Raw genomic sequence first — 20272 nt, 5'->3', positions numbered from 1 at the left:
GAGAAGGGGTTCCCGACCGAACCCGAGGAGGTGTTCGACGAACTGCGCCGCGCCTCGGCGGGCGGCCCGGCGGACTACTCGGGCATCGACTACGCCCGCATCGAGGCCGAACAGGGCGTCTTCTGGCCCTGCCCCGACGGCACTTCGGGCACGCCCCGCCTCTTCCTGGACCGGTTCGCCACCGAGGACGGCCGCGCCCGCTTCGTCCCCGTCTCCCACCGCGAGGCCGCGGAGACCCCCGACGCCGACTACCCCCTCCTCCTCACCACCGGCCGGGTGGTCGCCCAGTACCAGTCGGGCGCCCAGACCCGCCGCGTCGACGAGCTGAACGCGGCCGCCCCCGGCCCCTTCGTGGAACTCCACCCCCGCCTCGCCGCCCGCATCGGCGCCGTCGAGGGCAGCCCGCTGGCGGTCACCTCCCGGCGCGGCCGCGCCGTGGCCCCGGCCAGGATCACGGACGCCATCCGCGCGGACACGGTCTTCATGCCGTTCCACTGGCCGGGCGAGGGCCGCGCCAACACCCTGACCAACCCGGCGCTGGACCCGACCTCCCGGATGCCGGAGTTCAAGGTCTGCGCGGTCCGCGTCGAGCGGGCCGAGGTGTCTGCGGAGCCCCCTCGAAAGTCGGCGTGACCGCCGCCACCAGCCGCCGTGCGTACTCCTCCTCCGAGCCGGCGAGCTGCGGGTACTCCGCCGCGAAGTGCTCCCACTCGTGGCCGACGTTCCCGTAGGCCGCGATGTCCTCCAGGGTCACCCCCGGGTTCGGAAGCGGCTGTTCGGGCGCCAGCCGGAACACCTGGTCCAGCAGTTCCCACGGCAGCGGATACCGCTCGGCGAGCAGGACCGCGTCGTACAGGTCCTTGCCCTGCGGATGGGCGTCGCTCACCAGCCACAGCAGCTTCCAGGCCAGGGAGAGGGCGGGCGGGGCCGCCAGGACCACGGCCCCGCACTTCAGCTCCGTCAGCTCGGGTTCGGCCGGCAGCCTCTCGTTGAACACGAAGTCGAGCTGGACCTGCCCGGCCGGCAGTCCCGGCACCTCCCACGGGACCACCATCCGCAGACCCGGTACCCGGTCGTAGGTCCAGATGTCCTCGACCACCGCGCCGGACGCCTTGATCCCGGCCCGCCCGGCCGCACCGGCGGCGATCGCGTCCAGCATCCGCGCCGTCCGCCCGTCCCCGATGTTCCAGCTGCGCGGCACGACCACGAAGTCCAGGTCGCCCGGCTCCCGGGCCGCCTCCCCGAACCAGTCGGCGAGCAGCACGCTCCCGCGCAGCACCAGCGAGTCCCCGTAGGCCGATTCGGATACGGCCATCAGTACGGCGTCCAGCGCCGCCCGCCGGGCGGCCAGCCACGCGGCGGTCCGCGCCGGGTCCTCGAACTCCGGGTCGGCACCCCGGTACGCCCGGCTGAAGTGCTTCAGTGACGGATCGAACACCGCCTTCTGACGGAGGCCGTCACCCGTCACCGGCCGCAGCGTCAGCGGGAGGCCGCGTGCCCGGCGCGTCTCCTCGTCCAGCGGCTCCCGTGGGAGCTCGGTGCTCCGCCAGTCGAAACCCTGCCACGTCATCGTGACGTCCCCTCCTCCATCCACCCGTCGTCCACCGACAGGTCGCTGTCGTACAGCACGAACTCCCGCTCCTCCGAGCGGATCCCGTACCCCGCCGAGCAGAGCGCCGCGACCAGCGCGTCGCAGGCCGACCCCGCCTCCGCCGCCGTGCCGCGCCACCGCTGGGTCACGAACCGCTCGTGGCGGCCCCCGGACAGGACGCGGCGGGCGTTCCACGACAGGTGGGCCCCGTGCGGGACCACCAGGGACTCCAGGGCCGCCCGGTCGAAGCCCGCCGGCAGCAGCAGCTTCAGGTGGTGCTCGAAGTAGCCGCCGCCCGGGCCCGGCCGTTCCGTGGTCCAGGGGACCGTCTCCACCTTCACGCGGACCGGGTCGAAGCCCGCCGCCCGCAGCTGCGGCACCAGGCGCTCGTGGCCCGTGCGGTCCCGCAGGGTCAGCATCGGCTGCGACACCATCCGGCCCCGGGCCAGCAGGATGTGGGTGACCTTCAGCTCCCGCGCCCCGGCCCACGCGTCGAGGCGGGCCAGCGCCTCCGCATCCGCGCAGCGCACCGTGACATGGGTTTCGTACGTGTGCATGGCGCAGATCCTCTCGGACATGTGTCCGATCCGCATCGGCATAACGGCCAAGGGGTAACCATCGGTCACGTGCCGGACTCAGAAAGTGCTCGCACGCCCCTCGTGGCCGCGATGTGTCGTACCCCACACTGAGGTGCGGTGCCCCCGTCCTCGGAGCCCTGGAGGTCGCCCCCGTGCAGACCCGGACCCTGACCGTGAACGAGAGCGAGTCCTCGGAGGTCGAAGCCGTGGACGAAGAGCCCGACGCCGAAGCCGACGCCGACGCCGAAGGCGAGGCCGACCCCGGGCCCGAGGTGCTGGAGCTGATCGAACAGCCCGTGCCGCAGCAGCGCAGGCGCAGCAACGCGGAAGGCGGGGGCGGATCCGGGCCCTCCGCCGATCTGTTCCGCCAGTACCTGCGCGAGATAGGCAGGATCCCGCTGCTCACGGCCGCCGAGGAGGTCGACCTCGCACGGCGCGTCGAAGCCGGCCTGTTCGCCGAGGAGAAGCTCGGCAACACCCCCGACCTCGACTCCCAGCTCGCCGTCGACCTCGACAAGCTCGTCGTCATGGGCCGGATGGCCAAACGCCGTCTCATCGAGTCGAACCTGCGGCTCGTGGTCTCCGTCGCGAAACGGTACGTGGGCCGCGGGCTCACCATGCTCGACCTGGTGCAGGAGGGGAACCTCGGGCTCATCAGGGCCGTGGAGAAGTTCGACTACGCCCGCGGGTACAAGTTCTCCACGTACGCCACCTGGTGGATCCGGCAGGCGATGTCCCGGGCCCTCGCCGACCAGGCCCGGACCATCCGCGTGCCCGTCCACGTCGTCGAGCTCATCAACCGCGTCATCCGCGTGCAGCGCCGCATGCTCCAGGAGCGGGGGTACGAGCCCACCGCCGAAGAGGTCGCCGTCCACCTGGAGCTGACCCCCGAGCGGGTCATGGAAGTGCTCCGCCTCGCCCAGGAGCCGGTCTCCCTGCACGCACCGGTCGGGGAGGAGGACGACGTCGCGCTCGGCGACCTCATCGAGGACGGCGACGCCGCCTCACCCGTCGAGTCCGCCGCGTTCTTCCTGCTGCGCGAGCACCTGGAAGCCGTGCTCTCCACGCTCGGCGAGCGGGAACGCAAGGTGGTCCAGCTCCGCTACGGGCTGGACGACGGCCGCCCGCGCACCCTGGAGGAGATCGGCCGGATCTTCGGCGTGACCCGCGAGCGGATCCGCCAGATCGAGTCGAAGACCCTCAACAAGCTGCGGGACCACGCCTTCGCCGACCAGCTCCGCGGCTACCTGGACTGAAACGGGAAGGGGCGCCCCGAAGGACGCCCCGCCCCGCTCGGCCGAGGACCGAAGACGGCCCTGGTCTCAGTCGACCTCGGCCACCGCCTGCGCGAACTGCGCCGCGTACAGCCGCGCGTACGCGCCGCCCGAGGCCAGCAGCTCCTCGTGCGTGCCCTGCTCCACGATCGATCCGTTCTCCATCACCAGGATCACGTCCGCGTCGCGGATCGTGGACAGCCGGTGCGCGATCACGAAGGACGTACGGCCGTGCGCGAGCCGCGCCATCGCCTTCTGGATCAGCACCTCGGTACGGGTGTCGACCGAGCTCGTCGCCTCGTCGAGCACCAGGATCACCGGGTCCGACAGGAACGCCCGGGCGATGGTGATCAGCTGCTTCTCGCCCGCGCTGACGCCCGCGCCCTCGTCGTCCAGCACGGTGTCGTAGCCGTCCGGCAGGGTGCGGATGAACCGGTCGGCGTGGGCGGCCCGCGCCGCCTCCTCGATCTCGGCGCGCGTCACCTCGCGCGAGGCGCCGTAGGCGATGTTCTCCGCGATGGTGCCGCCGAACAGCCAGGTGTCCTGGAGCACCATGCCGATGGAGCCGCGCAGCTCCTCGCGGGTCATCTTCGCGATGTCCACGCCGTCCAGGGCGATCTCGCCGCCCGTGACCTCGTAGAACCGCATCAGCAGATTGACGAGCGTGGTCTTGCCGGCGCCCGTCGGGCCGACGATCGCGACGGTGTGACCCGGCTCGACCTTCAGCGACAGGTTCTCGATCAGCGGCTTGTCCGGCTCGTAGCGGAAGGCCACCTTGTCGAGGGTTACCTGACCGCGCAGCTCCTCCGGCCGCTCCGGAACCTCCGCGTCCGGCTCCTGCTCCTCGGCGTCCAGCAGCTCGTAGACCCGCTCCGCCGAGGCGACGCCGGACTGCACGAGGTTCGCCATCGATGCGACCTGCGACAGCGGCATCGAGAACTGCCGCGAGTACTGGATGAAGGCCTGCACGTCACCGATCGACAGGGTGCCCGAGGCCACCCGCAGACCGCCGACGACCGCGACCAGCACGTAGTTGATGTTCGATATGAAGAACATCACCGGCTGCATCAGACCGCTGACCAACTGCGCCTTGAACGAGGCCCGGTACAGCGCCTCGTTCTGCTCGGCGAAGATCGCGGCGGACTCCTTCTGCCGGCCGAAGACCTTCACCAGCGTGTGCCCCGAGTACATCTCCTCGATGTGGGCGTTGAGCGCGCCGGTCGTCTTCCACTGCGCCACGAACTGCGGCTGCGACTTCTTGCCGATCTTCGCCGCGACGACGACCGAGACGGGAACCGTCACCAGCGCGACCAGCGCCAGCAGCGGCGAGATCCAGAACATCATCGCGAGCACGCCGACGATCGTCAGCAGCGAGTTCAGCAGCTGCCCCATCGTCTGCTGGAGCGTCTGCCCGATGTTGTCGATGTCGTTCGTGGCCCGACTGAGCACCTCGCCGCGCTTCTGCTGGTCGAAGTACGACAGCGGCAGCCGCGACAGCTTCGCCTGCAGCTCCTCGCGCATCCGGTACACGGTGCCGTTCATGACGTGGTTCGACAGCCGCGTCGCCACCAGCATCAGCAGACCGGCCAGCGTGAAGACCACCAGCGCCCACACGGCCACGACCCCGACGGCACCGAAGTCGATGCCCTCGCCCGGGGTGAAGTCGGTGCCGGACAGCATGTCCGCCATCCCGCCCTGGCCCTTGGCGCGCATCCCGTCCAGCGCCTGCTGCTTGGTGATGCCGGCCGGCATCTGGCGGCCGACGATCCCCGCGAACACCAGGTCGGTGGCCTCGCCGAGGATCTTCGGGCCGACCACCGCACAGCCGACGCTGCCGACGACGGCGGCGACCATGCCCCACAGCTTGGCCCGGTCCTGGGCGAGCTGGCCCAGCAGCCGCTTGCCCGATCCCTTGAAGTCCAGGGACCGCTGGGCCGGTCCCATCATCATCCGTCCTCCGGGCCCGCTCATGCGGCCTCCGCCTCCGTCAGCTGGGAGAGCACGATCTCCCGGTAGGTCTCGTTGCCGGCCATCAGCTCGTGGTGGCGCCCCTCGCCGACGACCTCGCCCTCGTCCAGCACGATGATCCGGTCGGCGTCGCGGATCGTGGAGACCCGCTGGGCGACGATGACCACGGTCGCCTCCTCGGTCTCGCGGCCGAGCGCCGCGCGCAGCGCCGCGTCCGTGGCGTAGTCCAGGGCCGAGAAGGAGTCGTCGAAGAGGTAGATCTCCGGGCGCTGCACCAGCGTGCGGGCGATGGCCAGACGCTGGCGCTGGCCGCCGGAGACGTTGGTCCCGCCCTGGGTGACGGCGGCCTCGAGGCCCCCGTCCAGCGCGGACACGAACTCCTTGGCCTGGGCCACTTCCAGGGCCCGCCACAGTTCCTCGTCGGTCGCGTCCGGCCGCCCGTAGCGCAGGTTGGAGGCGACCGTTCCGGAGAAGAGGTACGGCTTCTGCGGGACCATGCCGACCGTCCTGGCGAGCAGCTCCGGGTCGAGCCGGCGCACGTCCTCGCCGTCCACGAGCACCTCGCCGCCGGTCGCGTCGAACAGCCGCGGCACCAGGCCCAGCAGGGTGGACTTGCCGCTGCCGGTGGAGCCGATCACCGCGGTGGTCTCGCCGGGGCGGGCCACCAGGTTCACCCCGCGCAGCACGGGTGCCTCGGCGCCCGGGTAGCGGAAGTCGGCGCCGCGCAGCTCGAGCCGGCCGCGGACGAGGAGCTTCTTCACCGGGTCCGTCGGCGGCGCCACGCTCGACTCCGTGTCCAGGACCTCCTGGACGCGCTCGGCGCAGACCTCGGCGCGCGGCACCATCATGAACATGAAGGTGGCCATCATCACGGCCATGACGATCTGCATCAGGTAGGCGAGGAAGGCCGTCAGCTGGCCGATCTCCATGCCGCCGCTGTCGACGCGCATCGCACCGAACCAGATGACCGCGACGCTGGAGATGTTCACGACCAGGATCACGGTGGGGAACATGAGGGCCAGCAGCTTGCCCGCGGCCAGCGAGACCCCGGTGAGGTCCGCGTTGGCCTCCCGGAAACGGTCCTTCTCGTAGTCGTCGCGGACGAAGGCGCGGATCACCCGGTTGCCGGTGATCTGCTCGCGCAGCACCCGGTTCACGGTGTCGAGCCGGTCCTGCATCTTGCGGAACAGCGGCCGCGTCTTGAAGACGATCGCGCCGACCGAGAGGCCGAGCACGGGGACCACGGCGAGCAGTACGCCCGACAGCTTCACGTCCAGCGAGAGCGCCATGAAGATGCCGCCGACGCACATGATCGGCGCCGAGACCATCAGCGTGAAGGTCATCAGGACCAGCATCTGGATCTGCTGGACGTCGTTCGTCGTACGGGTGATCAGCGAGGGGGCGCCGAACTGCCCCAGCTCCCGTGCGGAGAAGCTCTGCACCCGGTCGAAGACGGACGCGCGGATGTCGCGGCCGACCGCGGCCGCGGTGCGGGCGCCGTAGTAGACGGCCCCGGCGTTGCAGACGAGCTGGACGAGCGAGACGCCGAGCATCAGTGCGCCGAAGCGCAGGATGTAGCCGGTGTCCCCGTGGACGACACCGTTGTCGATGATGTCCGCGTTGAGGGTGGGCAGGTAGAGGCTCGCGCTGGTCTGCAGCAGTTGCAGCAGCACCAGCGCGGCGATCGGTTGCTTGTACGGACCGAGATGGGTCCGCAGAAGTCGTATGAGCACGCGTAGGCTCCGGTCGGCATGATCGAGGGGTTCAACCCATATTGGGCCAACCGGCCCCCCGATCCCCAGCGGATTTCGCAAAGCCCGGTCAAAAGGCGTAGACCGGGCTGCGCCCGCCGCCCTACGGCTGCGGAGCCCCCGAACCCTGGAACGCGCCGGGGTGGATCTGCTCCCGCGTCGCGATGTACTGCTGCCGCACGGCCTGCCCGGCCGCGAGCTCCTCGCCCGGCTCGAACACCTGGGCCGCCGCGGCCGGCCAGACCGGCGGGGTGTGCGGGGCGAGCGTGCCCTGCGCGACCCCGAGCGCCCACGCCGCCTGCCGCGCCGAGCCCAGCGCCGCGTAGTCGGCCGGCGCCGGCACGACGATCTGCGTCCCGAACAGCCCCGGGGCCGCGGCCTGTACGGCGGGCAGCTCGGCCGCCGCGCCGAGCAGGAACACCCGGCGGATCCCGGCCCCGCGCGAACGCAGCACGTCCAGCGCGTCCACGAGCCCGCACAGCATGCCCTCGAACGCGGCCCGGGCCAGGTGCTCCGGCTTCATGGAGTCCCGGCGCAGCCCCGACAGGGTCCCGGCGCTGTGCGGCAGGTTCGGCGTCCGCTCACCCTCCAGGTAGGGGAGCAGGACGAGTCCGTGCGCGCCCGGCGTCGACTTCAGCGCGAGCTCGCTCAGCCCTTCCAGGTCGGTGCCCAGCAGTTCGGCGGTGCCGCGCAGGGCCCGTACGGCGTTGGAGGTGTTCACCACGGGCAGGTGCATGCCGCTGGCGTCGGCCAGCGAGGTGATCAGCCCGCCCGGCTCCGACAGCGCCTCGTGGTGCACCGCCATCACCGAACCGGAGGCGCCGAGCGAGACCACGGCGTCGCCCGGGCCGAGCCCGAGCCCGAGCGCGGCGGCCATCGTCTCGCCGGTGCCCGCGGAGATCAGCAGCCCCTCGGGCGTGGTCCCCGCGGCGTCGGCCGGGCCGAGCACCTCGGGCAGCAGCGCCCGGTGGCCGAGCGCGAGCTCGACCAGGTCGGGCCGCCAGGATCCGGTGGCCGGGGACCAGTAGCCGGTACCGGAGGCGCCGCCCCGGTCGGTGGTCCGCCGGGCGGGCCGGCCCAGCAACTGCCATACCAGCCAGTCGTGCGGGGACATCAGCACGGCCACCCGCCGGGCCGCCTCGGGCTCGTTGCGGGCCATCCAGGCCAGCTTCGCGAGGGGCTGCGCGGAGTGCGGGACCGAGCCCACCGCCTCGGCCCAGGCCGCCCGACCCCCGAGGGCGTCGATGAGGTCGGCGGCCGCGACCTGGCCGCGCTTGTCGTTGCCGACCAGGGCGGGACGTACGAGGGCGCCCTGCGCGTCGAGCGGGAGCAGACCGTGCTGCTGGGCGGAGACGCCGATGGCCTGGACCCCTTCGAGGAGCCCGCCGCCGGCGGCCTCGCCGAGGGAGAGCAGCCAGGCCTGGGGGTCGGTTTCGTAGGGGCTCGCTCCGTCCGCATCTGCCGGGGGCTGTGGATGGGGCGCGTAGCCCTGGCGCAGGACGGCACCGGTTTCGGTGTCACAGACGACGATGCGAGTGAAGGCTGAAGAGCTGTCCAGCCCGGCGACTATCCCCATACGGAGAATTCTGCCGCACATACGACCGGTCCTGACCTCTCCGGAGTGCGCGGAAGTCCCCGGAACCCCACGGGTCCCGGGAACCTCACGGTCTCACGCACCGGCTCAGGTGTTGCTGGTGCCCCAGTCGTCCTCGAAGCCCCCGTACCGGCGGTCCCGCAGCCCGCGCACCCGCCCGGCCAGGGAGGCCGGGACCGCGTCGCCGACCTTGTCGCTCACCGCGGCGAAGGCCTTCCCGGCGTACACGCGCCCCTGGTGGCCCGCGGTCTCGGCGGCGTTGCGCACCGCCGGGTTCTGCGCGAGCTCCCGCGCGGACTTCTTCATCTGCTCGTACCGCTCGCGCCCGGCCCGGGTGCCGAGGACGTAGCCGAGGGCCAGTCCGGCCAGGAACGTCGCCTTGTACCGCATGCCTGCCACCCTTCGTCGTGTGGTGCCCGGCCTGCTGTCGATACCGATTGGCGGAGCACCCCCCTGCTTGCGCTAATCTATGACTCGCAACGGGCGCTCGCCCCCCGGCAAGGCCGGAGGTGGGCCGTTCGATGCACCGCAGCAATCCCCTGTAGCTCAATTGGCAGAGCAGCCGGCTGTTAACCGGCAGGTTACTGGTTCGAGTCCAGTCGGGGGAGCGCGGTCCCCTGTAGCTCAATTGGCAGAGCATTCGGCTGTTAACCGGAGGGTTGCTGGTTCGAGTCCAGCCGGGGGAGCAAGCAAGAGAAGAAGAGGGCCCCCAGCGGGTCCTCTTCTTTTTTGCCCGGTCCTGGAACCGGGCAGCCCTCAGGACGGTCTCTCTGAACAGGCGAAGCCGATCATGCGAGGCATCCGAGGCAGGAGATCGTATGAGCGGCTATGCTGCGGCAGACGGCGCGCACAGATGTACGCGCCACGCCGTGAAGGGGCGGTAGCTCAGCCGGTTAGAGCAGCGGACTCATAATCCGTCGGCCGTGGGTTCGAGTCCCACCCGCCCCACTGCAAGCCGCAGGCGAAGAAACGTTCTCGCCTGCGGCTTCGGTGTTTTCAGGGGCCGTCGTGGCGGCGGGGCCGGTGCGTGGCGGCCGTGTGGCCGCCGTCACCCCGGGGGCTCCTCGCGCGGGCGGGCCCGATCCCGCCCGCGTGGCGATCAGCAGTCGTCGGGCCGACGATGGGACTGCCGGGAGGCCCGTGCCGCCGGCGATTGGAGACCGGCCATGACGGACTCGTTGCAGGACCTGGCCATGGACTACCCGCTGCTGGGCGCGTTCTGGACCCTGATGATGATCTTCCTGTGGGTCCTCTGGTTCTGGCTGCTCTTCCGCGTCTTCGCCGACGTCTTCCGCGACGACGACCTGAGCGGCTGGGGCAAGGCGGGGTGGACCGTCTTCGTCGTCATCCTGCCGTTCCTCGGGGTGTTCGTTTACCTGATCGCCCGCGGGCGCGGGATGGGCGAACGCGACATGCGGCGGGCCCGCAGCCGCGAGGAGCAGTTCCGCTCCTCCGTGCGCGAGAGCGCCGGGACCGCCGGCCACGCGGACGAGCTCGGCCGGCTCGCCGAACTCAGGAACCGCGGGGACATCACGGCCGCCGAGTTCGAGCAGGCCAAGGCCAAGGTCCTCGCTTCCTAGGGCGGAGCCGCCCGCGCCGGCTGAAGGTGCGCTGACATGGTGCTCGACCTGCTGTTCATCGGCCTGATCATCACGATCTACCCGTTGCCGATCCTGGCCTTCGTCCTGGTCGTGTCGGCGCCGCGCGGGGTGTGGAAGGGGCTGGTGTTCATCCTCGCCTGGCTCGGCTGCCTCGTCGTGGTGATCGCCATCGTGTTGCTCCTGACCAACGGGGAGCCGCCACCGCCGCGGTCCCCGCCCTCCACGGCCGTGCTCGCGATCAAGCTGCTCCTCGGGGTGGGACTGATCGTCTACAGCGAGCGCAAGCGGCGCCGGAGGAAGCGCGCGGCCGCGGCGGCAGCCGTCGGCGGTGGTGGGGCCGAGCAGGCTGAGGCGGCGGCGGAACCCGCCAAGAGCCCCATCACCTCCCGTACGGACCAGGCCACCTTCTGGTCCGCGGCCACGCTCGCCGTGCTGCTCCAGCCCTGGGGCATGGTCGGCCTCGCCGCCACGACCGTCGTGGAGGCGGACCTCTCCCACGGCGAGACGTTCCTGGTGCTGCTGGCGTTCTGCATCCTCGCCAGCGCCACCCTGCTGGCCATGGAGCTGTACATGGTGTTCGCGCCGGAGCGGGCGCATCTGGCGCTGACGAACCTGCGCGACTGGCTGGACCGGCACAAGGAACCGGCGATCGTCGTCTCCTGCCTCGTGCTCGGGCTGTGGATCGTGGGCCGGAGCCTCTACGAGCTCACTTCCTGAGGTCGTCGGGGCAGGCGGCGGCCGGGTCGTCGTGGGTGAGGGCGCAGATCATCCGGGCGCCGCGGTCGTGGTCGGGGTACGTGCTCAGCAACTCGGCCTCGAAGTCATTCCACTGGCGGGTGATCTCGGCGGTGGCTCCGGCCGTCGCGTGCCCGAAGTTGTCGTCCGCCGTCGAGCGGGCCCTTGCAGCGGTGTCCTTGTTCAGCACGCGGTCGTGGGGGACGCGGCCGTCGCAGTCGGCGGGTTTGACGCCGGTGGAATCGAAGTCCGGGTAGCAGCCGGTGGTGAGGTCGGCCGGGATGTGCGCTCGGGCGTCGCGGGTCCAGTCGGCGTCCTCCATCGCGCTGTAGCGGCGGATGTCGAGGAACGGCGCGGGGGCCGTGCGTCCCAGACCGGGCGGGTTGTCGACCGAGACGGGGCCCGGCGCGGCCCGGTCGGTCCAGTTGGAGTGCGAGTAGAAGTCCTCGATCGGGTGCCAGCCGCGGCCGAGTTGCTCGAGGACGGCGCATTTGGCCCGGTCGGAGGTCTCGGACCAGGTGCACGGCGCGGACAGGTCGCTCTGGTCCGCGCGCACCCTGCCCTCGGCGTCGACGAGGCCGTCGGCGGCCCGGACCGCGGCCCGGAACCGGGCGACGGAGGTGCGGATGCAGGCGAGGAGCTCGGTGGTGGCCTCGTCCCGGGTGCGGGGGTAGGCACGGGTGTAACGGGGTGCGAGGTAGTCGGCGTTGTCGCAGTGCAGGGGGCCGATGTCGAAGTAGGGCGGGCGGTCGTTCGCGTTGACCGCCCCGCTGCGGGCATCGGCCATCGCGGTCAGCGTGACGGGCTCCCAGGGCAGCGCCGCCCGGGTGACGGCCTCGTGGTTGCCGCCGGTGAAGGCATGGGCGGGGCCGCCCGGCACGGCGGCCAGGGCCGCCGCCAGGAGGGCTGCGACGGCCGCGGAGGAGGTACGGGATCGGCTCCCCGGCCGCGGGAGGTCGGCCATGCCTCCATGCTGCGCGCCCGGCCGGGCCCCCGCACACGGGCGCTACGGCTCCGGTGAGCGGGGCTGGGTCGAGGGGATCCGCTGGGTGAAGAACAGGGCGACGATCGCGGCGAAGGCCAGGACGGCGAGCGCCGCGCGCAGGCCGTCGAGCCTGGCCTCGGCGTTCGCGTCCAGTGCCGCCTGGGTCACCTCCGGGCTCGTGCCGGCCTCGTCGAGGGCGGTCTTCAGCTGGGCGTCGGACAGGAACGGTGCGCCGCTCTCCAACTGGACGGTCGCCTGGCTCGTGACGCTGTCCGGGACCGCCGGATTCTCCGCGACGCTGGTCAGGAAGGAGGCCGTGAGCGCGCCGATCATGATCGATCCGGCGAGTGCCGTGCCGATCGAGGCGCCGAGGTTCGTGACGGCGTTCTGTACGCCGCCGACTTCGTCGCTCTGCGCCTGCGGCACCGCGGACACGGTGACCGAACCGAGCTGGGATGCCAGCGCCCCCATGCCGAGGCCGATCAGCAGCAGGGGGACGGCGACGACTTCCGGGCCCGCGTCCAGGTCGAGCGCGAGCATCAGGACCACCGCTCCCGCGAGCAGCGCGAGGATCCCGAGCCGCACCACCCGCCGCGGCGAGACGTCCGGAAGGAAGCGGGGAATCAGGATCGCGGCCGCCAACAGGCTCACCGAGAGCGGCAGCAGCCGGGCGCCGGTCGCCAGCGCCGACAGGCCCAGCGCGACGGACAGGTAGAGCGGGACGACGAAGAACACGCCCATCTGTACGAGGTACTGGAAGAAGAACATCGTCAGGCCGCCGGTGAGCTGCTTGTTCTCCAACATGCCGGGATCGACGAGGGGATCCCGGCTCCGCGCGACGACCCCGGCCTCCCAGCGGAGGAAGAGCCAGAGCAGCCCCAGACCCACCAGCATCAGCCACGTCGTCAGGGACACTCCGATCCACGCGGGCGCGTCGGGCTTCGGCTGGAACCAGCCCCATTCGTCGGAGCGCAGCACGCCGTAGACGAACAGCCCGAGTCCGAGCGCGGAGAGGAGGATGCCCAGGAAGTCGATGCGCCGGCGTTCGGCGGGCGGGGCGTCCGCGATGCGGCGCGCGAGCGCCAGGATGGCGAGCACCACCAGGACCTCCCCGGCGAAGACCCACCGCCAGGAGAAGTACGTCGTCGCGATGCCGCCGATGAGCGGTCCGACGGCGATCGCGATCGCCCCCGCGGCCATGATGAGGCCGTAGGCGGCGGGGCGGCGCTCGACGGAGAAGTTGCCGGCGACCAGCGACACGATCGCGGGCAGGATGAGCGAGGCCCCGATCCCCTCCAGGAGGGACCAGCCCAGCAGCAGCACGGTGAGGTTCGGCGCCAGCGCGGTGGTCAGGGAGCCCGCCCCGTAGATGCAGCAGCCGATCACGAAGGCGCGTTTGCGGCCGATCAGCGCCCCGACCTTGCCGCCGGGGATCATGAACATCGCCATCACGAGGGTGTACGCGGTGATCGCGCCCTGGATGCCCGTCACGCTCGTGCCGACGTCCTCGGCCACCGTGGCGATGGAGACGTTCATGACGGAGCTGTCGAGGGCCATCAGGAACTGTCCGGACGCGAGCGTCAACAGGACGATCCGCGCCTTCGCCGAACTCTGTGCCGTGCCTGCCCGGGATGACATGGACGCATGCTTCCAGCCCTCCCGGCAGCCGCAGGGCAGACCCGCCGCGCAGTCGACCGGACGGGTGCGGCGCCGGGGCGGGCGCCGCACCCGTCCGGTGCCCGGTCGGAAGTCCTCCTAGAAGTTGTCCGTCTCGTCCGCCAAGTGGCGCAGTACGTCGTTCAGGTCCTGGCGGCGGGCGAAGGCGGCGCGCTGGCGGTGGGCGCCCGAGCCGTCGCGCAGCAGGCCGCCCAGGGTCTTGGCCGCGTGGTCGAGGTCGCCCGACTCGGCCAGTTCCGGGGCGACCAGGTCCAGCAGGGCCTCCGCCAGGTCCGCCGCCGGGAGTTCCGCCCCCGTGTACGGGTCGAGGCCGAACCCCTCCAGCCCGTCGTGGGCGGCCCGCCAGCGCGCGAGGCGCAGTACGTCGTCCCGTACGGGTGGATCGGGGCGCTCCTCCGCGATCTCGCGCAGGGCCGTCGCCACCAGGGCGCGGGCCAGCTCGGCCTGCAGTACGGCTCCGTCGATGTCCGGGGACATGTCGGGCGCCCGGAACTCCAGCGTCGGCCAGCGCCCCGAGGGGCGGAGGTCCCAGTAGACCATCTTGGTGTCCAGGGCCGCCCCGGAGCCGAGCAGGGTCTGCACCGAGCGCCGGAAATGGGCCGTGGACGTGAAGTGCGGGGGCAGCCCCGCCGAGGGCCAGCCCGACCAGGCCATCGCCCGCCAGCTGGCATGACCCGTGTCACGGCCGCCCCAGAACGGCGAGTTGGCGGCCAGCGCGATCAGCGTCGGCAGCCACGGTCTGACCCGGTTGGACACCGCGACGGCCGTGTCCTCGTCGAGGCTGCCCACGTGGACGTGGCGGCCGCAGCTGACCAGGGTGTCGGTGAGCGCGCCGAAGCGGCGGTGCTGCTCGCGCTGGCGCGGCTCGTCGTCGGTCAGGTGCAGCGGCCCCTCCACGGCCACGACCGGCGAGGGAGCGGCCAGCAGCCGGCAGCCGTGGGCGCGGGCCGCGCGGCCGAGGGTGCGCCGCAGCGCGGCGAGCTCCGTGCGCAGCGAATCCGCCGCGCCGGCGACCGGGGTGGAGATCTCCACCTGGTAGCGGGTGCCCTCCGCGTGCAGTTCGCCGGGCAGCCCGCCCGCGGTGGCGAGGACGAGCGGGGCGGCGGGGACCACCCGGAAGGTGCGGGCGTCGACGAGGAGGAACTCCTCCTCGACACCGATGGTGAGGGGGACGGTGGTGCGCACCGTGTTCCGCGCGGTGCCGGTGCTCGTGGTGCTGTTGCCAGGTTCGATCACTGCGCCTCCCTGGACATACGAGTCTTTTCATCATGAGCTGAACGGCAGGCGAGTAGCGCACGGCGATTCGGTCAAATGTCCGGTGATAGTGGCGGGTTACCGGCAAGGGATCGCCCGCGCCGGGATGCCGGAGCCGGGTGGGGCGACTGTTGCCGGTGTGTGAACGCCGAAAAACCGGCTCGGCGGGCCGACGGGCCGGTGGTTACCATCCGCTGTGCCCGATACGACCACGCCCACCCGCCCCCGCCCCCGGCGCCGAATATTCGCCGACCTCACCCCGCTGCGCACTTCCGTGCACTACCGGCGGCTGTGGGTCGGCAGCACCATCTCCTGGCTCGGGCAGGCGATGACCGCCCTCGCGATCTCGCTCCAGGTCTACGAGATCACCCGCTCCAGCTTCGCCGTCGGGCTCGTCGGACTCTTCGCGCTCGTCCCGCTCGTCGCCTTCGGCCTGTACGGCGGCGCCATCGCCGACACCCTGGACCGGCGCAAGCTCGGCCTCTACAGCGCCCTCGGCTCCGCCGGGCTGTCCATCGCGCTCGCCGCGGCCGCGCTGCTCGACTACCACCGGGTGTGGTTCCTGTACGCCGTCGTCGCGCTCCAGGCGGTGGCCGGGGCGCTCGCCGGACCGGCGCAGTCCGCCATGATCCCGAGGCTGCTGCCGGCCGAGCAGCTGCCCGCCGCCAACGCGCTGAACTCCGTGACCATGACCTCCGGCACGATGATCGGCCCGATGCTGGGCGGGCTGATCGTCGGCTGGTGGGGCTACCAGGCCGCGTACCTGATCGACGCCGTCACCTTCACCGCCGCGCTCTACGCGATGTGGAGGCTGCCCTCGATGAAGCCCGACCGGGCGGAGGGCGAGCGGGGGAGGGCCTCCGTCATCGACGGCCTGCGCTTCCTCGGCACCCGGCCCAACATCCGGATGACCTTCTTCTCCGACATGGCCGCCATGGTGCTGGCGCAGCCGAAGGCGCTGTTCCCCGCCGTCGCCGGGCTCTGGTACGGCGGCGACGCGAAGACGGTCGGCCTGCTGGTGGCCGCGCCCGCCGTCGGGGCGCTGCTGGGCGGGCTGTTCTCGGGCTGGCAGGGGCGGATCCGCCGGCACGGGCTGGCGATCCTGCTGTCCGTGGCCGGGTGGGGGCTGGCCATCGCCGTCTTCGGACTCACCCGGAACCTGTGGCTCGGGCTGCTGTTCCTGGCCCTGGCCGGGTGCGCCGACACCATCTCGATGGTGTTCCGCAGCACGATGATGCAGGCCGCGACCCCGGACGAGATGCGCGGCCGCCTCCAGGGCGTGTTCATCGTGGTCGTCGCGGGCGGGCCCCGGCTCGGTGACTTCCTCTCCGGGACCGTCGCCGATCTGACGTCCCCCGCCGTGGCGGTCACGGGCGGAGGCCTCGCGTGCGTGCTCGTGCTGGGGCTGCTGGCCCTGCGCTGGCGGGGCTTCGCCCGGTACGACGCGCGGTCGCCGCAGGCCTGACCGCTGCGACCGCCGGGCCGAGGCGTTACGCGTCCACCGGCTCCCGGGTGCGGGGGCCGCCCGCGGTGCCGGTGTTGGTGGTGCCGGACGGCTCGAACAGCAGGAGCTCGACCTCCCCGTCGGCGGCCGGGCAGTGCTCCACCCCGCGCGGGACGACGTGGATCTCGCCGGGGCCGAGGACCACGTCCCCGTCGCGCAGCCGGATCGTCAGCGTGCCGCTGACCACGAGGAACAGTTCGTCGGTGTCCTCGTGGGTGTGCCACACGAACTCGCCCTGCAGCTTGGCGACCTTGACCTCGTAGTCGTTGACTCGTGCGATGCGGCGCGGGGCCCAGTGCTCGGTGAAACCGGCGAGCTTCTCGGCGATGTTGACCTTCGGTGTCGTCATGCGGACAGCCTGCCGGGGCGGCCGCGCGGCGGTCTTGTACGTTCCTGACATGGCCCCCTTACGCCCGCGCAGCAGCGTCTGCGCCTGGCGGCCGCCGGTGGACGGCATCGCCGAGGTCTTCCACGCCCACTTCACCGAGCACGCGTACCCCGCCCACGTGCACGACACCTGGACGCTGATGATCCTGGACGGCGGGCGCGTCGACTTCGCCCTCGACCGGGAGCGGCACGGGGCCGGGGCCTCGGACCAGGTGATCCTGCTGCCGCCCGGGGTGGTCCACGACGGGCGGACCGTGACCGAGGCCGGCTTCCGCAAGCGGAACCTGTACCTGGACACCTCCGTGCTGCCGGAGCGGCTGACCGGGGCCGCCGTCGACGCTCCGCTGCTGTCCGATCCGGTGCTGCGCGAGCGCGTGCACGGGCTGCACCTGGCGCTGGCGGATCCGGATCCGTTCGAGGCCCAGTCGCGGCTGGCCTTCGTACGGCAGCGGCTGCACCGGTGGCTGACCGGGCGGGAGGCGCCCGCGGGAGGGGAGCCGGGGGCCGGGCTCGCCGCGCGGCTGCGGGAGCTGCTCGACGCCCGCGTCGTCGAGGGCATCACCCTGGAGGAGGCCTCGGCTGAGCTGGGGGGCGTCCATCCCACGCACCTGATCCGGAGCTTCCGGACGGCGTACGGGCTGCCGCCGCACGCCTACCTCACCGGGCGGCGGGTCGCGGTGGCGCGGGGACTGCTGCTGGCGGGGATGGGTCCGGCTGCCGCGGCCGCGGCGGCCGGGTTCTACGACCAGGCGCACCTGACGCGGCACTTCGGGCGGCACGTGGGGACCAGCCCGGCCCGGTTCGCCCGATCCGGGCGGTTGTGAAGGGGAGTTGGCGGGATCGTTGCCGTCGTGTTGCGGGGTCTTCCCATTTGTTTCTAATCGACATATGACAGTTCGGCAGTCCCAACTCACCTGTCATCCCGTCGAATCAGGAGGAAGGCCTTCATGCGCCTTCGTACGCTCGCCGCCGCCACCGTGGCCTCCGTCGCGCTCTGCGGCACGCTCGTGCCGCCCGCTGCCGCGGCGGCCCGGCCGGCCGACGGGAGCGCCTGCTCCCCGTACCTCTCCGTCGCGGGCTACTCCGACTCGCTGGACAAGACCACGCTCGACGGGCGGCTGGTCGGCGGGATCTCCGGTCTGGCCGTCGACGAGGACGGCACGGTGGCCGCCGTCTCCGACAAGTCGGCGCTGTACTCGCTGAAGGTCGGCCGCGGCGACACCCCGACGGCCGGGGCCACCGCGCGGCTGCCGCTGACGGACGGCACGGGGAAGGCGATCGACTCCGAGGGGATCGTCGTCGACCGGGACGGGTCGTACCTGATCACGGACGAGTTCGCACCCGCCATCAGGCGCTACGGCCGGGACGGCCGGGTGCTGGGCACGCTGCCGATCCCGGACGACTTCCGGCTTGCACCCGAGGGCCGGGCCGCCGCCAACACGACCTTCGAGTCCCTCACCCTGCTGCCCGGGGGCCACACGCTGGTCGCGGGCGTCGAGGGCGGGCTGGCCGGGGACGGCAAGGACGCGCAGGGCCGGACCCTGCAGCGGATCCAGACCTGGGAGCGGCGCGGCGGGGAGTTCGTACTGGGCCGCCAGTTCGCCTATCCGGTGGACGCGGGGCACGGACTCGTCGAGCTCGCGCCGACCCGCGACGGGCGGCTGATCGTGCTGGAGCGCGGTTTCACGAGGGAGTTCGCGATCACCGTGCGGCTGTACGTCGCCGATCCGCTGGGCGCGACGGACACCTCGAAGGTGCGGACGCTGACGGAGGGCCCGGGGCTGCGGCTCGCCCGCAAGACCGGTATCGGGGACTTCAACGACTGCCCGACGCTGGGGGCCCCGTCGAAGCTGCCGCAGAACCACCCCCTCGTCGACAACGTCGAGGGCATGGCCGTCACCGACTACGACGGCCCCGGCCGGGTCCGGCTGCTGCTGGCCAGCGACGACAACGAGTTCGCCCAGCAGATCACGCGGCTGTACAGGGTGGACGTGAAGCTGCCGAGGCGCAGCTGGTACTAGGGCCTGTCCGCGGGCGTGACGATGCCGCGGGCGACCCCCAGGGCGACCAGGTCCTGGGGGCGGATGCGGAGCTGGTCGGCCGTGGCGGGGGCGGCGGCCGCAGGGCGCTTGAGGATGGCCGCCGCCAGCTCCGGGGCGATCACCGAGAAGTAGCTGTCCGGGGTGACCCAGGTGTTCCCCGGTGCCGCCAGCGCGAGCGCGCCGCCCGAGCCGCCCTCGCCGATGAGCAGGGTCGTGACGGGGACGGCCGCGCCGGCCAGCGCCGCGAACGTGTCCGCGATGGCTGCGCCGGCGCCCGCGTGTTCGGCGGCGGCGTCGTTGGCCGCGCCCGGGGTGTCCACCAGGGTGAGCACCGGGATGCCGAGCCGGTCGGCGAGGCGGATGACGCGGGCGGCCGTACGGTAGCCCGCCGGGCGGGTCGCGGTGCCGCACTGGGCGGCGTACGCGACGGCCCGCCCCTCGCGCAGCCCGAACCCGCACAGCATGCCGGGGTCGGTGCCGCCGGCGCGGTCCCCGGAGAGCGGCATGCGGAGCTCGAAGTAGGCGTCCAGGTACGCCCCGGCGTGCGGGCGGTCGGGGTGCCGGGCCTGCCGGACGGCCTCCCAGCCGCTGTGCGGGGGTTCCGCCGCGGCCAGCGCATGAGGGGGCTCGGCGGGCCCGGCGGGCCGGGGCGCGGTCAGCAGGCGCAGCCAGTCCGCGAGGGCGCCGGGCAGCTCGGGGGCGGGGACCACGGCATCCACGTGCCCGGCCGCGTACTGCCCCTCGGCGGAGTAGGCCGCCGGGTCCGCGTCGGCCGGGCGCACCCGGGAGCCGGCGAAGCCGACCTGGGCCCCCGGGAGCGCGAGGACCACGTCGGCCCCGGCCCCCAGGGTGGCCCAGCCGCCGCCGGTGGTGGGGTCGCGCAGCACGGCGAGCTGGGGGAGCCCGGCCGCCCGGGTCAGCACGCACTGGCGGGCCACCCGCTGGAGCTGGGTCAGCGCGAGCATGCCCTCCTGCATCCGGGAGCCGCCGGTGGCGATGAGGGAGACGAGGGGGAGGCGGTGCTCGCGAGCGTAGGTGTACGCGGCTTCGAGCCGGTCTCCGGTGCGCTCGCCGAGGGATCCGCCGAGGAAGCCGAACTCGAAGGAGACCAGGGCCGCTTCGTGCCCGCCGATGCGGGCGGTGCCGGTGACGACCGACTCCTGCTCGCCGGTCCGCCCGGAGGCGCGGGCGCGGGAGTCGTCGTAGCCCTCCCAGGCGAGGGGGCCGTCCGGCGGCGACTCCCGCCGGGGCGCGGGGAGTTCGGCGAAGCTGCCGGGGTCGGTCACGGAGGCGATGGCCGCGCGGGCCGAGAGGCGGGTCGTCGTCACGGG

The 20272-nt window shown here is 72.5% G+C and carries 18 protein-coding genes and 3 tRNA genes; 10 read left to right on the top strand and 11 right to left on the bottom strand.

From position 1 onward, the window contains the following. Positions 1-633: molybdopterin oxidoreductase family protein (locus ACIGFK_RS37820; protein WP_400055488.1), on the top strand; the 633-nt coding region annotated here is incomplete at its 5' end. Here the strand turns inward: ACIGFK_RS37820 and ACIGFK_RS37815 are convergent. Further along, positions 566-1570, bottom strand: coding sequence for a nucleotidyl transferase AbiEii/AbiGii toxin family protein (locus ACIGFK_RS37815; protein ID WP_400055487.1), 1005 nt, complete (start codon positions 1568-1570; stop codon positions 566-568). The genes ACIGFK_RS37820 and ACIGFK_RS37815 overlap by 68 nt on opposite strands. After that, a complete protein-coding gene (locus tag ACIGFK_RS37810; RefSeq protein ID WP_376656760.1) occupies positions 1567-2148 on the bottom strand; it encodes a hypothetical protein in 582 nt (193 codons plus the stop codon). Before ACIGFK_RS37810 ends, ACIGFK_RS37815 begins: the two co-directional genes overlap by 4 nt. Positions 2149-2261: 113 nt before the next feature. Between ACIGFK_RS37810 and ACIGFK_RS37805 the strand changes: the two genes are divergently transcribed. Next, entirely contained in the window at positions 2262-3425 is a 1164-nt protein-coding gene (locus ACIGFK_RS37805) for an RNA polymerase sigma factor (RefSeq protein ID WP_376656759.1), read from the top strand. 66 nt (positions 3426-3491) lie between these two features. Here the strand turns inward: ACIGFK_RS37805 and ACIGFK_RS37800 are convergent, their stop codons facing one another. From ACIGFK_RS37800 to ACIGFK_RS37785, 4 genes are all read right to left on the bottom strand, one after another. Beyond that, positions 3492-5414 carry an ABC transporter ATP-binding protein gene (locus ACIGFK_RS37800; protein WP_376656758.1) on the bottom strand — a complete coding sequence of 641 codons (1923 nt, stop codon included), beginning with the start codon at positions 5412-5414 and terminating at the stop codon, positions 3492-3494. Then, positions 5411-7144 carry an ABC transporter ATP-binding protein gene (locus tag ACIGFK_RS37795; RefSeq protein WP_376656757.1) on the bottom strand — a complete coding sequence of 578 codons (1734 nt, stop codon included), beginning with the start codon at positions 7142-7144 and terminating at the stop codon, positions 5411-5413. The genes ACIGFK_RS37800 and ACIGFK_RS37795 overlap by 4 nt, the downstream gene beginning before the upstream one ends. A 121-nt stretch (positions 7145-7265) precedes the next feature. Continuing rightward, positions 7266-8738, bottom strand: a complete 1473-nt coding sequence (locus ACIGFK_RS37790) for an FGGY family carbohydrate kinase (protein ID WP_376656756.1) — start codon at positions 8736-8738, stop codon at positions 7266-7268. 105 nt (positions 8739-8843) lie between these two features. After that, the gene (locus tag ACIGFK_RS37785; RefSeq protein ID WP_376656755.1) at positions 8844-9146 is read right to left on the bottom strand and encodes a YtxH domain-containing protein; all 303 of its coding nucleotides are present in this window, start codon (positions 9144-9146) and stop codon (positions 8844-8846) included. A gap of 145 nt (positions 9147-9291) precedes the next feature. On the opposite strand from ACIGFK_RS37785, the gene ACIGFK_RS37780 reads away from it, so the two are divergent. The 5 genes from ACIGFK_RS37780 to ACIGFK_RS37760 all read left to right on the top strand — a co-directional run bounded on the left by ACIGFK_RS37780 (position 9292) and on the right by ACIGFK_RS37760 (position 11074). Continuing rightward, a tRNA-Asn gene (locus tag ACIGFK_RS37780) sits at positions 9292-9364 on the top strand. Positions 9365-9369: 5 nt separating this feature from the next. Beyond that, a tRNA-Asn gene (locus tag ACIGFK_RS37775) sits at positions 9370-9442 on the top strand. A 188-nt stretch (positions 9443-9630) separates the two neighbouring features. Continuing rightward, positions 9631-9704: transfer RNA gene (locus ACIGFK_RS37770), tRNA-Ile, on the top strand. A 218-nt stretch (positions 9705-9922) separates the two neighbouring features. After that, positions 9923-10336: an SHOCT domain-containing protein gene (locus ACIGFK_RS37765; protein ID WP_376656754.1), complete on the top strand. Its 414-nt coding sequence runs from the start codon at positions 9923-9925 to the stop codon at positions 10334-10336. A 36-nt stretch (positions 10337-10372) separates the two neighbouring features. After that, the gene (locus ACIGFK_RS37760; protein WP_376656753.1) at positions 10373-11074 is read left to right on the top strand and encodes a GAP family protein; all 702 of its coding nucleotides are present in this window, start codon (positions 10373-10375) and stop codon (positions 11072-11074) included. On the opposite strand, the gene ACIGFK_RS37755 is transcribed toward ACIGFK_RS37760, so the two are convergent. The 3 genes from ACIGFK_RS37755 to ACIGFK_RS37745 form a co-directional block, all read right to left on the bottom strand. After that, entirely contained in the window at positions 11064-12056 is a 993-nt protein-coding gene (locus tag ACIGFK_RS37755; protein WP_386472027.1) for a hypothetical protein, read from the bottom strand. The genes ACIGFK_RS37760 and ACIGFK_RS37755 overlap by 11 nt on opposite strands. A 42-nt stretch (positions 12057-12098) precedes the next feature. Further along, entirely contained in the window at positions 12099-13715 is a 1617-nt protein-coding gene (locus ACIGFK_RS37750; protein WP_400055484.1) for an MFS transporter, read from the bottom strand. A gap of 117 nt (positions 13716-13832) precedes the next feature. Beyond that, entirely contained in the window at positions 13833-14990 is a 1158-nt protein-coding gene (locus ACIGFK_RS37745; RefSeq protein ID WP_376659160.1) for a glutamate--cysteine ligase, read from the bottom strand. A gap of 214 nt (positions 14991-15204) precedes the next feature. Here ACIGFK_RS37745 and ACIGFK_RS37740 point away from each other — a divergent pair, with 214 nt between their 5' ends. Beyond that, a complete protein-coding gene (locus tag ACIGFK_RS37740) occupies positions 15205-16473 on the top strand; it encodes an MFS transporter (RefSeq protein ID WP_376659159.1) in 1269 nt (422 codons plus the stop codon). 25 nt (positions 16474-16498) lie between these two features. Here ACIGFK_RS37740 and ACIGFK_RS37735 read toward each other — a convergent pair whose 3' ends face one another. After that, positions 16499-16861, bottom strand: coding sequence for a cupin domain-containing protein (locus ACIGFK_RS37735; RefSeq protein ID WP_376659158.1), 363 nt, complete (start codon positions 16859-16861; stop codon positions 16499-16501). A 49-nt stretch (positions 16862-16910) separates the two neighbouring features. On the opposite strand from ACIGFK_RS37735, the gene ACIGFK_RS37730 reads away from it, so the two are divergent. Together ACIGFK_RS37730 and ACIGFK_RS37725 are read left to right on the top strand one after the other, a co-directional pair. After that, positions 16911-17723: an AraC family ligand binding domain-containing protein gene (locus ACIGFK_RS37730; protein ID WP_376659157.1), complete on the top strand. Its 813-nt coding sequence runs from the start codon at positions 16911-16913 to the stop codon at positions 17721-17723. Between the two features lie 123 nt (positions 17724-17846). Then, positions 17847-18920, top strand: coding sequence for an esterase-like activity of phytase family protein (locus ACIGFK_RS37725; protein WP_400055481.1), 1074 nt, complete (start codon positions 17847-17849; stop codon positions 18918-18920). On the opposite strand, the gene ACIGFK_RS37720 is transcribed toward ACIGFK_RS37725, so the two are convergent. Continuing rightward, entirely contained in the window at positions 18917-20269 is a 1353-nt protein-coding gene (locus tag ACIGFK_RS37720; RefSeq protein WP_376659155.1) for a carboxyl transferase domain-containing protein, read from the bottom strand. The genes ACIGFK_RS37725 and ACIGFK_RS37720 overlap by 4 nt on opposite strands. Positions 20270-20272: the final 3 nt, after the last annotated feature.

Source organism: Streptomyces sp. NPDC085524 (assembly GCF_044541755.1).
Classification (GTDB): Bacteria; Actinomycetota; Actinomycetes; order Streptomycetales; family Streptomycetaceae; genus Streptomyces.
Note: the sequence above shows the minus strand (reverse complement) of the source record. Positions and strands in the feature narration are given on the sequence as shown.

Bases quoted from the DNA above. Each gene is read 5' to 3' on its own strand.
- ACIGFK_RS37815 (WP_400055487.1), bottom strand. From the start codon at position 1,570: ATGACGTGGCAGGGTTTCGACTGGCGGAGCACCGAGCTCCCACGGGAG.
- ACIGFK_RS37810 (WP_376656760.1), bottom strand. From the start codon at position 2,148: ATGCACACGTACGAAACCCATGTCACGGTGCGCTGCGCGGATGCGGAG.
- ACIGFK_RS37800 (WP_376656758.1), bottom strand. From the start codon at position 5,414: ATGAGCGGGCCCGGAGGACGGATGATGATGGGACCGGCCCAGCGGTCC.
- ACIGFK_RS37790 (WP_376656756.1), bottom strand. From the start codon at position 8,738: ATGGGGATAGTCGCCGGGCTGGACAGCTCTTCAGCCTTCACTCGCATC.
- ACIGFK_RS37785 (WP_376656755.1), bottom strand. From the start codon at position 9,146: ATGCGGTACAAGGCGACGTTCCTGGCCGGACTGGCCCTCGGCTACGTC.
- ACIGFK_RS37765 (WP_376656754.1), top strand. From the start codon at position 9,923: ATGACGGACTCGTTGCAGGACCTGGCCATGGACTACCCGCTGCTGGGC.
- ACIGFK_RS37760 (WP_376656753.1), top strand. From the start codon at position 10,373: ATGGTGCTCGACCTGCTGTTCATCGGCCTGATCATCACGATCTACCCG.
- ACIGFK_RS37755 (WP_386472027.1), bottom strand. From the start codon at position 12,056: ATGGCCGACCTCCCGCGGCCGGGGAGCCGATCCCGTACCTCCTCCGCG.
- ACIGFK_RS37750 (WP_400055484.1), bottom strand. From the start codon at position 13,715: ATGTCATCCCGGGCAGGCACGGCACAGAGTTCGGCGAAGGCGCGGATC.
- ACIGFK_RS37735 (WP_376659158.1), bottom strand. From the start codon at position 16,861: ATGACGACACCGAAGGTCAACATCGCCGAGAAGCTCGCCGGTTTCACC.
- ACIGFK_RS37730 (WP_376659157.1), top strand. From the start codon at position 16,911: ATGGCCCCCTTACGCCCGCGCAGCAGCGTCTGCGCCTGGCGGCCGCCG.
- ACIGFK_RS37725 (WP_400055481.1), top strand. From the start codon at position 17,847: ATGCGCCTTCGTACGCTCGCCGCCGCCACCGTGGCCTCCGTCGCGCTC.